The following is a 12,307-nucleotide window of genomic DNA, read 5'->3' as shown; positions in this document are numbered from 1 at the left end:
CCGTCTCTTTAGTGTGATTGTCATTCATTTTAGCGAAAAAAAGTGGACGAAATCGCGTCGCTGCCAGTATAATTATTTGCACAAATGATACGTATGGGTGACAACAGCCTGATCTGGGCCGAGTGGCAGTGGTCGCTCTGGCAGCGGGGCACAAGGTTATGATCCGACAAGTAGCGCTGAGGATTGGTCTGCTGATCGCGCTGGCAGCGATGGTAGCGGCGACGTATCCGGTGGCGGCGCGACCAAGCAATCTGGCGGCGCAAGTATCGAGTTGGCGGCTGAGCAGTGTGCGCGATTGGCAAGCCGGCGCTATCACTGGTTTGCTGGTGACGAATAATGCCGGCGGTGAATTGCGACTTGATGCCGAAGCGGTTGAAGGCAGTTTCATCTCGGCGCCGTTTGAAACGGTCTTTGCCACAAATGCTGCCGGCGCTGTCTGGCGCGGCGAACTGATTGAAGGCACCGATCTCCGGTTAGAGCTACGGGCGCGGGCAACGCCGCCAGCCAGCGGTGACGAGGGGTGGGGGCCGTGGCAGCCGCTGGTGGTGGCCGATGAACCGCCTGCCGCCGATCCCGATGCTCTCACCACAGCCGTGCCGCTGGCTTTGCCGGAAGATACCCGCTATTTGCAACTGCGGGCAACGTTTACCAGCCAAATCCCGCGCGCTTCGGCAGTACTGAATGATGTGACCGTCTCGTACCTTGCCACGCAGATCACACCACCAATCTTTGCCGCCGGCCTACCGCAACGCCCGATCATGTTTGGCCAGCCGGTACTGACGCCGCGCCCGTTGCAGATTGCGCGCGCCGATTGGGCGGAACCGGCGGCGGCCCGGCCTGACCGGCGCGATCCGCAGGGGGTTGTGATTCACCAATTGCCAGTTGATGCGTCGCCGGCGGCGACGCTCGCCTATCTGCGCGCCTTGCTAGTCTACCAAACCAAGGTGCTCGATTGGGGCGATCTGATTTACCATTACATTATTGATAGCGAAGGCAATCTGTTTGAGGGCCGCTTGGGCGGGCCGACCTCGCTGGTGCGGCGGGTAGCCGGCAGCGCGGCGGATGTGCAGATTGCCTTGCTCTCCCCGGCTGATCAACCGCCAACGCCAGCGGCCCAAGCGCGTCTTGTGGCGTTACTGGCTTGGCTCACCCAGACCTACAACCTTGCGCCAAACGGGCAGCAACCGGCGGCGAGCGGCGGGTTGCGCCCAACGATTGCCGGCCACTATGAGGTGTATGCCGCTGCGCCTGATCCCTATCCCGCTTTCCGCGCGCTTTTGCCGGCGCTGCGCGCGCAAGCCGATAGCTCCACAGTACGCGCGCGCTGGTATTTCGCCGAGGGTAATACTGCCGGTTATAGCCAACGCCTCAGTCTGAACAATCCCGCGTCACGGCCAGCTACCGCTCGCATCACCTTCTTCCCGCCTGCCGGCCAGCCGGTAGTGCGTGACGTGCAAGTTCCCGGCGGCGGCAGAGCCGATCTGAATGCTAACGAGGTTGTGCCGGGCGCGAATGCGTTGCCAGCCATTGTTGAAGCGAACGAGCCAATCTTGGCCGAGCGCTCGATGGCGCTGGTCAGCGATATTGACAGCGGGCCGGGCATCGACCGGCTCTCGCGGGTGTGGTATTTTGCCGAGGGTAGTACCACCGAGCAGACGCAGACCTACGTGATCATCTTTAACCCCCAGCCGAGCGACACCCGCGCCCAAATCACCTACATGCAGCGCGACGGGACGGTCTTTGAGCAAGAGGTGCAGATTGGGGCGCGCAACCGCTTGGTGGTTGCGGTGCATGATATTACCCTGCCCGACGGTATACGCCCGTTGGCCGATGCCAGCTTTGGCATCCGGGTGATCGCCAGCCAACCGGTGGCGGTCGAGCGCACGATGCGGTTTGGCCCCGGCGGGAGTGGGTTGCATACGGGGCGAGGCATTGATACGCTCTCGCGGCGCTGGTTGTTCGCCGAGGGAACGACTGAAGGCGGGTTTCGCACCCAGTTATTGGTGTTGAATCCCAATAACCAACCGGCCAATGTCGAGGCCATCTTCCGCGGCCCGCAAGGGGTGGCGGCGACGCGGCGCTACGCCATCCCGCCGCGGGCGCAACTGGCGATTGACGCTAACGAAGTCGTGCCTGATCTCGGCTTCGCTACGGAAGTGGTTGCCGACCGTCCGGTCGCGGTTGAACGAGCGATGCGGTTTGCCGGCGGCGCGGTGGGAACGATTGGCGTCGGAGCGCATGTGCCGGTCTATCGCTGGGCCTTTATCGATGGCCGCACCAGCGATGCCGCGTATTACCTCTGCCTCAGCAATGTGAGTCCGCTGTCGGCAATTGTGACGGTTGAAGCGATATTCGGTGACGGCACCAAGACCGAGCTAAGCGTGCGGATTCCGGCAGGGGCGCGGTACACGCTAGCGATGCACGAAGCCTTCCCGAACGAAACCGCGGTAGCGGCGATTGTGCGCAGCAACCAACCGATTGTGGCCGAGCGGTCGATCTTCCCCGGCGGGGGGGCGCGCGGCGGTAGCACAACCCTTGGCATACCGTTGCCGTGATCGAAACGGCGCAAAGGGGGCAGAGTCGCAAAGATGGAAAACGCAAAGACGCAAAGCACGCCAAGAGCGCGAAGTTTTTTTTGGTTATTTCACAAGTGTGCGCGTGGCATATCTTTTCGGCGTCTTTGCGGTCATGTTATACACCATGAGATAGTCTCCCAGCACACTCGGGAGACCATCTCCAAAGCCTTTGCGGGCTTTGCGCCCTTCGCGCCTTTGGGTTGGTCCCTACCCCTTGCCACTCCCCCGCTGGGGTTGAGGGGTTGCATCTGTTCCCATGTACAAATCTCTGCGCCTCGACGTTAGCGCGGGTTGCAGCGGCGGAGGGCGAGGATCCCGGCGACGGCGGCGACCACTGTCGCCACCATCGTCATACCGGGAACGATGAGCGGCGGCAACATCGCGGTCAGCTCGGCTGGCGGCTCGGTGATCACGCGCACATCGTCAGGCGGCGGCGCGTTGACCATACGGGACAGATTATCGAGCGTCGGGAGCATCGAATTGGCGTAGCCTTTAGCCAGCTTCTTGCGCAGCAACGAGAATGGGAAGAAGGTCGGCAGCGCGTAAATCAGGGCAACGCCATTGGTGACGCGGGTGCCGTTGGCTTCCGGTTGGAGCGCAAACATCCAGATTTGGGCAATGCCGGGCGCGCTCGGCAGGCCAACACGCCACGCAAAGCGATACGGCGGATCCCAGATCACGATCCGGTTCGCGGTGACATAATGGATGCCACGCATCAACTGTTGTGACTCAAACACTGCGCCAACATCGAGCGGTCGCCCGTCGCGGATGGTCACGGCCTGCACTTCGCCGCTGCCGGCGATCTGCGGATGGCGCTCGACATCGCTGACCAGTTCCCAAATGGCCTCGACCGGAGCGTTAATCCGCCCACTTACCGAAGCGCCTGTGTAACGAATCATACCTCGTCTTCTCCTTGTGCCCTCTCCACTATGCTTGTAGTGTAACGCATCTCGTGCCGTTGAGCGCAATCGGCGCACCTTATGAGCGGCGCAAGCGGGCGACTAATTGAGTGTAAAACTGATTGCTCGGGCGCAGGCGGACAAAGGTGCAGACCTGCGGACTACGGCGCACTACGACTTCGTCTCCTTCGATCAGATCGATATTCTCGCGGCCATCGACCGCCAGCAACGCATGATGGCGCGAACGGAGCTGCATCGTCACCACGGCGTCTTCGTGCAACACCATCGAAGGGATATTTGTGAGGTGGGCTGCGATCGGCACCAGTACCAGCGTCTGCGAACGCGGGTCAACAATCGGGCCGCCGGCAGCGAGCGCATACGCCGTCGAGCCGGTGGCTGTCGCGACAATCACCCCATCGGCATGGTAAGTGGTCAGCGGGCTATCATCGATCGTCACATGCACATTGACGATCCGGCTCAGATCGCTGCGTGAGATGACCACCTCGTTTAGCGCGGTATGCTGGCCGAGTTTTTGCCCGTTTCGCCAATGTTGCGCGCGCACCAGCGCCCGCTCGTCGAACCAGCCGCCGCCATTCATGATCTGTTCGCAGCCGCTATAAATCTCGTCGGGGCCGATTTCGGCCATAAAACTGAGATGGCCGAGCGCAACCGGCAAGACGGGAATGTTATGCGGAAAGCAGAGCCGGGCGGCGCGCAAGACGGTGCCGTCGCCACCGAGGGCGATCATCAAGTCGCAATCGGCGACCAGTTGCGGCTGATCGCGAAACTCTTGCGAGACACCTCGCGTTGCGTTGATGCCGCGAGCGTGAAACCAGTCCACCACTTCGCGCGATAACTGGATCGAGGCATCACTTAATGGATTGTAGAGAACCGCCACCCGCTCAAGCATTGCCAGACCTCCGTGTCATGCTGTTTGCATCAGAATACCATAGGAATGGAGAGTAGGGAGTGGAGATCAGGCAGGCGGGTGAGCAGGTTCACCGAGTTCCTTTAGCATCGCGCTGCACGGTGACTTGTTTACCGGTGGAGATCAGGCAGGCGGGTGAGCAGGTTCACCGAGTGCGCCCGGCTTGCGCTCAGTGATCGTGGTATACTGCTTTTGCATCAAGATGACAATAATTCGAACTGAGGTGCATGTGGAACATGTTCAGCAAGTAGCTACGCGCATTGTGGCGAATGTCGAACAAGTGATTATCGGCAAGCGCCGGATCGTCGAGCTCGTGCTGGTGGCGCTCTTGTGCCGCGGCCATGTCTTGATCGAAGACGTGCCCGGCACTGGTAAGACGATGTTGGCCAAGAGTATTGCGCGTTCGATCGGTTCGAGTTTCAAACGGATTCAGTGTACGCCCGATCTGTTGCCCGGCGATGTCACTGGTGTTTCGATCTTCAACCAACAAACTCGCGAGTTTGAATTCCGGCCCGGCCCGATTATGGCCCAAATTGTGCTGGCCGACGAGATCAACCGCGCGACTCCCAAAACGCAGTCGGCGTTGTTGGAGGCGATGGAGGAGCGGCAAATCACGGTTGATGGCATCACCCATCCGTTGCCGCAACCGTTTGTGGTGCTGGCGACGCAAAACCCGATCGAATACGAAGGCACCTTTCCGTTGCCGGAAGCGCAACTCGATCGCTTTTTGTTGCGGGTGCATCTCGGCTACGCCGATCGGCTCGACGAGATTGCAATCCTCAAACGGCAGCGCGAAGGTCATCCGCTGGAAACGCTGCCCAAGGTGGTTGACATCGACGAGTTGCTGGCCCTCCAAGCAGAGATTAAGCAGGTTCACGTCGATGATCTGATCGTCGAGTATATTGTGGCGTTGACGACGGCTACCCGCACCCATGCCGATATCTACCTTGGCGCGAGCACCCGTGGCGCGTTGGCGCTATACCGGTCGGCGCAAGCGTGGGCGGCGTTAAACGGGCGCGATTATGTGACGCCTGATGATGTGAAGGCGCTGGCACAGCCGGTGCTCGGCCATCGCCTGATCGTTAACCCGGCGGCGCGGGTGCGCAATGTGACCGCGAACGCGGTAATTGATGAAGTGCTGGCATCGACGCCAGTGCCGGGGGCGCGGGCCGGACGGCGGTTTGAGCGGATGGTAGCCAATTGATGTAATGGTATCGCTATGGCGACCGATGATACTGATGAAATGATAGCGCAACGACGCGTTCTGTTACGTACCGCCTTGCAACGGATCGTCCTGTTGCGCGAGACTGGCCCCAAGAGCGCGGCGTGGCATCGCGCGCGGGTAAAAACGATGTGGCGGTTGCAGCAACAACTGGCCGATGATGCCGCTGCGTCGAAGCACTCTGAGCAAACCCATGATCGAAGCTAATCTGGCGCATTGGTTGGCGCAAACCGGTGATACGCTGTACAGCATCGCCTTGGCGTTTGCGCCGGACGAACGGGTAGCGCAGCGGTTGTTGCGGCAATGGGTGGCCGATCTCAGCCAGCATCCGCCTGCGAGCTGGCAATCTGATGAACTGGTGGCCCGTCTCTATCGAGTGGCGGTCGCCAACGATCCCCATCGTCCGCTAGAACGGCGACCGGCGCCGGCAGCCGCGCCGGTGCTGGGGCCGTTGCGGGCCATGCCGTTGCCGCAGCGGATGGCCGTGTTAGCGTATAGCGTATTGGGAATGGATAGCGTCCGCTTGGCTAAGATGATCGGCCAAGAGCCGGCGGATGCGATTCGTACGCTCGAGCAAGCTGTGCAAGCGTTAGCTCCCGCGTCGCGCCATTCATTGCCGGCGCAGGTAAGCAGCGATGAGTGCGTGCCGGTGCGGCAAGCGTTGATTGATCCGGCTCAGCATCTCCGCGCATTTGAACAGGTGCGGCGGCATTTGGCCGGGTGCGCGCATTGCCGGATGTTCGAGCGCGAATGGCAAGCGGCGACGCGCGAGCTGGCGCTGATATTGCGTCGCTATGCGCAGACCTTTCCCATGCCTGCGAAGCTGGCCGATCGATTGCTGCGCGCAGCGGCGACGCCGCGCCAGCGCCTCGCTACGTTCGCGTTGGCGGCGCCGGCGGCGGCGCTGGTGGTGCTGGTGGCGATTCTCATATTGCCCGGTATGTTCAGAAATCCGGTTACAGTCGTGGCAACTGGCGCCAACGAACCGGTCGTACAGGCTGACGACTTAGTGGCGCGGGCCTTGGCCCATGGCGGCATCCCCGAACCGGAAGGCCCGCCGGTGTGGCAGGCGCGCTACCAGACCCTCTGGTATTTCAACAACCGCACTGTTGCCCCATTGTATGCCGAAATCTGGCACGACCGCGACAATCCGGCCCGCCACCGCTTGCAATTGCGTCACGTTGACGGCGGCGCGCCGTACGAGTTTCAGCTCGGCGATGGTGAGCGCCGCTTGTACTATGCGCTTGACGGTGCGTATGCACCAGTGCTGTACGGTGATTTGCCGGTGCCGGCGTTGCCAAACGAACCGGCGCTGGTGGCGAGTGCGGCTGATCCTAGCCAACAGCAAGCCGCATTTACGGCCCGCCGCGCTAGCGGGCCGTGGCATATCCCGCCAAACTACTTGCACCAAGCTGCTGAAGCGACCGATCTGCGCTTGCTAGGCCGGCAACGGATTGGCGATCGGTTGGCGTATATTGTCAGCTTTCGCGGGATCAGCCCGCTTGATGTTCCCGCAGATGCGGCGGAGCCAGTGACCGTGCTCATGGCGATTGGCGAGACCGATGGTCACGTGCTGAATATCACCGAGTTAATCGGGCCTCCCGGCGGTACCCAAACCAGCCGGGTGGTGTGGCGGCTGGTCGAATTTACTTGGCTCGTTACCGGCGAGCAGATCCGCGATGCCTTCATCTTCGAGCGAGCATGGAACGGGCGGGCGGAAGCGTCAGGAGTGGTGGGGCAGCCGCTGGTTAATCCGGAATGGCCGTTGGTGCGGTTGGGCAACGTGATCGAACCAAGCGCGATCGGGCGAGTCGCTGACTCGCTCATATTGCCGGCGACTATTCCTGATGGAATCGAACGGGCGGTCTTGCTGAGATGGCGTGGCCCACGTATCAATGGCGCAATCTATACTGGTGCCGGCAAGCAATTGATGCTCACCTTTGACCGGCTGCCGGGTATTGATAGCGCCATTCCAACCGAAGTGATCGGGCCATGGCGGGTACGGATCGAGCCAGTGCGCGGGCAGCGGTATCGGGTTGCGATCGAGATGAATACCAACCGGCGGGGGAGTAACGTGCGGCTTTCACTCGAAGCCACCGGTTTCACCCTCGATGAGGTGCGCGCGATCATAGAGTCGTTGCGCCCGCTCAACAGCATTGATGTGCGTGCGCAGGAGACGTTCTTCATGACGAGAAGGTAGGGTTGCGACAGCCGCTTGGCCGGTTCTCCCCTAACTCGTGGTATACTCGAAAGAGATGCTTAACGACGAACCTACAATGCAGCTTCGTACCGATATGACAACTCGCGCTGAGCAGGTGGCGTATCTCGCTAGCGCGCTAGACGGCTTGTACCCTGGCCCGGCGACTCCGTCGCCGATTCGGGGCGGGAGGCAGGCAGCGTTGCGCCGGCTGCGCGCGTTCGATGCGCGCGGCTATGCCCGAACCCGGAACGATGTCGCGAAACGCGGCGTTTCCGCTCTCTCGCCATACATCCGCCACGGGGTGCTCACGCTAGCCGAGGTGCGCGATTCGATCCTGAGCCGGTTTGGCCATACGCCCGATACCGAAAAATTCGTCAATGAACTGGCATGGCGCGCATTCTGGCAATTGGTCTATGCCCAGCTCGGCGACCGGATCCAGCACGATCTTGAGTCGGCCAAGCATCGTTCCCACGTACCGCGCCGCCAGTTGCCGCCAGAGGTGGCAGCGGCCAGCACCGGTCTCGTGTGTATCGACGAGTCATTGCGCGAGCTGTACACGACCGGCTATATGCACAACCATGCCCGTATGTGGGTGGCCGCCTACCTGCAACACTGGCTCGGCGTAGATTGGCGCGAGGGGGCTGACCTCTTCTACCGCCACCTGCTCGATGGCGATCCGGCCTCGAACAGCTTGTCGTGGCAGTGGGTCGGCAGCACGTTCAGTCACAAACCGTATATCTTCAACCGCCAAAATGTCGAACGGTTCAGTGACGGCGGGTTTTGCGCGCGTTGTCCTCTCGCCGCCGACGGTTGCCCATTCGACGATAGCTACGAGAGTCTGGCGCAACGCCTATTTGGCGTGTCACTGGCAGAACTTGAGGGGCGGCAATGAGCGGCGCGATTGTGTGGCTCCACGGCGATACTCTTAGCCCGATCGATCCGGCGCTGCTGGCCAACCCGGCTGCGCCGGCGATCTTCGTGTTTGACGAGCCGTTCTTGGCGGCGGCCCAGCTCAGCTTTAAGCGGCTCTTCTTTTTGTACGAATGCGCGCTAGAGGCGATCGCCGGGCGAACTGGCAGTATCCGGCGCGGGGTGGTGGTAGAGGAAGTACGGGCGTTTGCCGCTGAACAGCAGGCGATGACGGTGCATGTGACAGCGAGCGTGGCGCCGCGTTTCCGGCAGTATGTGGCCGAGTTGCGCTCCGCCGGGTTGCAGGTGGTGGTGCATGAACCACCGGCGTTTGTGACGTGGCGTGGCGAGCCGCCGCGCCGGTTTAGCGCCTTTTGGCGACGAGTCGCCGCCGAGGCGCTGCGTCCAACCGGCACTGGGCCGGTCTTGCCTGCCGAGCACGAGGTGGAGTAGGTCGTATGGAATTTCAAGGCAAAGTCGCTATTGTTACCGGCGGTGCGCAGGGGATCGGGCGGTCAACGGCGTTGGCGTTGGCCCGCGAAGGTGCAGCGGTTGCCATCGCCGACCGCGACGAAGCGGCGACGACCGCGCTGGTCGCGGGGATCAATGCGTGGGGAGGCCGCGCACTCGCCGTGATCGCCGATGTCAGCGATGAGGCCGATGCGGCGCGTATTGCCAATGAGACGGTACTGACGTTTGGCGGAATTGACCTGCTCGTGAATAATGCCGGTATTCAGCAGCCGGGCACGATCGAAAGCACTACCCTGCAACTGTGGCAAGAGCTTATCAACGTCAATCTGACCGGCGTCTTTTTAGTGTCGCGCTTTGTCATGCCGGAACTGCGCCGGCGCGGTGGCGGTGCGATTGTCAATGTGGCGTCGGTGTACGGCCTGCGCGCCGAAGCGGGTTGGGCCGCGTATGCGGCTTCCAAAGGCGGCGTAATTGCGCTGACGCGGGCGATGGCGCTCGATGGCGCGCCCGACGGGATTCGAGTCAACTGTGTCTGCCCCGGTTTGATCGATACCTCCCTGTTGCGAGCCAACGCAGCACTAGTCAATGCCCAACGGCCTGACGAGGCCTTGCGGGCCTTTGCCCGCCGCGCGCCGCTAGGCCGGCTCGGTACTCCCGAAGAGGTGGCCGGGGTTATTTTATGCCTGCTCAGCCCGACCGCTGGCTATCTGACCGGGGCGGTGATTACTGCCGATGGCGGCATGGAAGCGCGGTTGTAGCGAGGAGGTAGCCAATGATCACCGTCACCGTACGGTTTTTTGCCGGGCATCGCGATATTGTCGGGAAGGCGACCGCGCAATACACGCTGGCTGAGGGCGCTACTCTCGGCCAGTTGTGGGAGCAGTTGATGGCCGAGTATCCGCGGCTGGCCGGGTATACTGGACGGTTGCTGTTTGCCGTTAATCAGCAGTTTGGTCAGCCAACCACGGTGCTGGCCGATGGTGATGAAGTCGCCTTCATCCCGCCGGTCAGCGGCGGGTGAGGTTTACCGCGGAAGCAACGACGTGCGCATCAATCTGTGTTCGCTGCACCTCTGCGGTAACACGAGGAGGTCTAAGGATGGTCGAACCATTTGTAATCACCACTGAACCGCTCGATCCGACGCCGCTGGTTGCGGCGGTGCAAACGCCGGACGATGGCGCAGTGGTGACGTTTAGCGGCGTCGTGCGCAATCACTTTGGCGGACGTCCGACGGCGTTTTTGGTCTACGAAGCCTATACCGAGATGGCGGCACCGGTGTTGCGCCAGATCGCCGATGAGGCGCGGGCGCGCTGGCCGATCGGGAAGGTGTGCGTCCATCACCGGGTGGGCCGGCTGGAAATTGGCGAGACGGCGGTGCTGGTGGTGGTAGCGGCTCCGCACCGTGATGCGGCCTTTGCTGCCGCCGCCTACATCATGGATCGGATCAAAGAGATTGCGCCGATTTGGAAGCAGGAACATTGGGCCGACGGCGTGGCTGAATGGCGCGAATAGGCGAGACGGCGATGCCAGAGTTACCTGAAGTTGAGACGGTGGCCCGTTCGTTGGAAGCTCAGTTGCTGGGCCGCACCATTATCGGGTTGGCGAAGCTGGATTGGCCGCGTATGCTGACCCCGCCGGCGCCGGATTTTGCCGCCTTGGTGGCCGGACGCAGGATCGAAGCGATCGGGAGGCGGGCCAAGTGGCTGTTGTTGATGCTCGATGGCGGGTGGACGCTGGCAATCCATCTGCGCATGTCGGGCCATCTGCTAGTAGCCGAACCAACCGCCGCCGATGCGCCGCATGTCCATTTTGCCCTCGACCTCGACAATGGCCGGCGCTTGATCTTTGACGACCAGCGCAAGTTTGGACGGGTGCATCTGCTCGATCGGCAGGGGGTGGCGATGCTTGACGCGGCCCATGGCCCCGAACCGCTGGCAGATCGGTTTACGCCTGAGGTGTTGGCCGAGCGGCTCCGCGACCGGCGCGCGCCGATCAAGGCGCTTTTGCTCGATCAGCGCTTGATTGCCGGCATTGGCAACATCTATGCTAACGAAGCACTCTGGCTGGCCCGTATCCATCCACTCACGCCGGGAGGGTCGTTGGCGGCGGAACAGATCGCGGCCTTGCACCACGCAATTCGGACGGTATTGGCCGAAGCGATTGCCAATCAAGGCAGCTCATTGCGCAACTATCGGGATGGTTACGGTCGTCGCGGCAGCCAGCAAGAACACTTTAACGTCTACGATCGCGAAGGCGAACCGTGCCCGCGTTGCCAAACGCCGGTTGAGCGGATGGTTGTAGCGCAGCGCAGCACCTATGTTTGTCCGCAATGCCAAGTGAGAGTAGGAAATTAATGCTCTTTCTTTAGAATTGGCTCGGTTATCTTGCTATTCAACGCATTGTTAAAGAGGAACCTCCGGTGCAAGAACCCATTCTGCTTGTCGAAGACGACCACATTCTGCAACTATCGCTCACCACGATGTTGCGGCGTGATGGCTATGCAGTTGATACTGCGCGCAATGTGACCGAGGCGCGACTGGCGATTTTGGTCCGCCGCCCGCGGATTATTTTGCTCGATCTCGGTTTGCCTGACGGCAGCGGCTTCGATATTTTGAATTGGATGGCGATAGAGCCAGATCGACCATTGATTATTGTCACTACCGCCAATGATTCGCCCAAGGCTGCCCTTGAGGCGTTATCGCTGGGAGCATTTGATTATCTCACGAAACCAATCAATCACGATGCCTTGCGCCACACCTTACGGCGGGCCGTGAGCTATGACCAGCTCCGGCTGTAGGTGCGTGAATATGAACGGCTCAAAACCGAAGTAGACGAGGCACGGATGGCGGTGCGCGCGGTGGCTCATCATATCAGTCAGGCGTTGACCGTTATGATGGGCGAGGCGCAACTCGTGCGTGAAGAAGTGAATGACATGTCGTTGCGTGCCAGTCTGGATCGGATTGTACGGACGACGGAAGAGGCGGCGCAGATGATTGCCACCTTGCGCGCCGTGCGTCTCTTTGCGCCGCGTGAGAGCGGCGTCGAGCCGCCGGCAGAGACGGCGTAAGTAACGCGCGGTTGCGGCGCTGCGCAAGCGGTTTG

At 61.3% G+C, this 12,307-nt stretch carries 14 protein-coding genes; 12 read left to right on the top strand and 2 right to left on the bottom strand.

The features are described from left to right. Positions 1-158 precede the first annotated feature (158 nt). The gene (locus U9R61_RS06565) at positions 159-2,555 is read left to right on the top strand and encodes a peptidoglycan recognition family protein (RefSeq protein WP_322488017.1); all 2,397 of its coding nucleotides are present in this window, start codon (positions 159-161) and stop codon (positions 2,553-2,555) included. A 302-nt stretch (positions 2,556-2,857) separates the two neighbouring features. Here U9R61_RS06565 and U9R61_RS06560 read toward each other — a convergent pair whose 3' ends face one another. Beyond that, positions 2,858-3,475: an SRPBCC family protein gene (locus U9R61_RS06560; protein ID WP_322488016.1), complete on the bottom strand. Its 618-nt coding sequence runs from the start codon at positions 3,473-3,475 to the stop codon at positions 2,858-2,860. 79 nt (positions 3,476-3,554) lie between these two features. Further along, on the bottom strand, positions 3,555-4,385 hold the full coding sequence (locus tag U9R61_RS06555; RefSeq protein ID WP_322488015.1) for an NAD(+)/NADH kinase: 831 nt from the start codon (positions 4,383-4,385) through the stop codon (positions 3,555-3,557). 247 nt (positions 4,386-4,632) lie between these two features. Here U9R61_RS06555 and U9R61_RS06550 point away from each other — a divergent pair, with 247 nt between their 5' ends. From U9R61_RS06550 to U9R61_RS06500, 11 genes are all read left to right on the top strand, one after another. Continuing rightward, complete coding sequence (locus U9R61_RS06550; protein WP_322488014.1) at positions 4,633-5,607, top strand: MoxR family ATPase; 975 nt, start codon at positions 4,633-4,635, stop codon at positions 5,605-5,607. Between the two features lie 15 nt (positions 5,608-5,622). Then, positions 5,623-5,832 (top strand): hypothetical protein, encoded by a 210-nt coding sequence (locus tag U9R61_RS06545; RefSeq protein ID WP_322488013.1) that lies wholly within the window; start codon positions 5,623-5,625, stop codon positions 5,830-5,832. Next, on the top strand, positions 5,819-7,825 hold the full coding sequence (locus U9R61_RS06540; RefSeq protein ID WP_322488012.1) for an anti-sigma factor: 2,007 nt from the start codon (positions 5,819-5,821) through the stop codon (positions 7,823-7,825). The genes U9R61_RS06545 and U9R61_RS06540 overlap by 14 nt, the downstream gene beginning before the upstream one ends. 76 nt (positions 7,826-7,901) lie before the next feature. Further along, positions 7,902-8,717, top strand: coding sequence for an FAD-binding domain-containing protein (locus U9R61_RS06535; protein ID WP_322488011.1), 816 nt, complete (start codon positions 7,902-7,904; stop codon positions 8,715-8,717). Continuing rightward, the gene (locus U9R61_RS06530) at positions 8,714-9,187 is read left to right on the top strand and encodes a hypothetical protein (protein WP_322488010.1); all 474 of its coding nucleotides are present in this window, start codon (positions 8,714-8,716) and stop codon (positions 9,185-9,187) included. The genes U9R61_RS06535 and U9R61_RS06530 overlap by 4 nt, the downstream gene beginning before the upstream one ends. Positions 9,188-9,192: 5 nt before the next feature. Further along, complete coding sequence (locus U9R61_RS06525; RefSeq protein WP_322488009.1) at positions 9,193-9,963, top strand: glucose 1-dehydrogenase; 771 nt, start codon at positions 9,193-9,195, stop codon at positions 9,961-9,963. Positions 9,964-9,977: 14 nt separating this feature from the next. After that, positions 9,978-10,226 (top strand): molybdopterin converting factor subunit 1, encoded by a 249-nt coding sequence (gene moaD, locus U9R61_RS06520; RefSeq protein ID WP_322488008.1) that lies wholly within the window; start codon positions 9,978-9,980, stop codon positions 10,224-10,226. A 77-nt stretch (positions 10,227-10,303) separates the two neighbouring features. Beyond that, a complete protein-coding gene (locus U9R61_RS06515) occupies positions 10,304-10,717 on the top strand; it encodes a molybdenum cofactor biosynthesis protein MoaE (protein ID WP_322488007.1) in 414 nt (137 codons plus the stop codon). 11 nt (positions 10,718-10,728) lie between these two features. After that, positions 10,729-11,559, top strand: coding sequence for a bifunctional DNA-formamidopyrimidine glycosylase/DNA-(apurinic or apyrimidinic site) lyase (gene mutM, locus U9R61_RS06510; protein WP_322488006.1), 831 nt, complete (start codon positions 10,729-10,731; stop codon positions 11,557-11,559). Positions 11,560-11,624: 65 nt separating this feature from the next. Next, entirely contained in the window at positions 11,625-12,002 is a 378-nt protein-coding gene (locus tag U9R61_RS06505; RefSeq protein WP_322488005.1) for a response regulator, read from the top strand. After that, positions 12,003-12,272 (top strand): histidine kinase dimerization/phospho-acceptor domain-containing protein, encoded by a 270-nt coding sequence (locus U9R61_RS06500; protein ID WP_322488004.1) that lies wholly within the window; start codon positions 12,003-12,005, stop codon positions 12,270-12,272. Positions 12,273-12,307: the final 35 nt, after the last annotated feature.

Origin of the sequence: Chloroflexus sp., from assembly GCF_034431535.1 — a bacterium.
In the GTDB taxonomy this organism is placed as follows: Bacteria; Chloroflexota; Chloroflexia; order Chloroflexales; family Chloroflexaceae; genus Chloroflexus.
The sequence above is the reverse complement of the archived record's forward strand: the minus strand, read 5'-3'. Positions and strand labels throughout refer to the sequence as shown.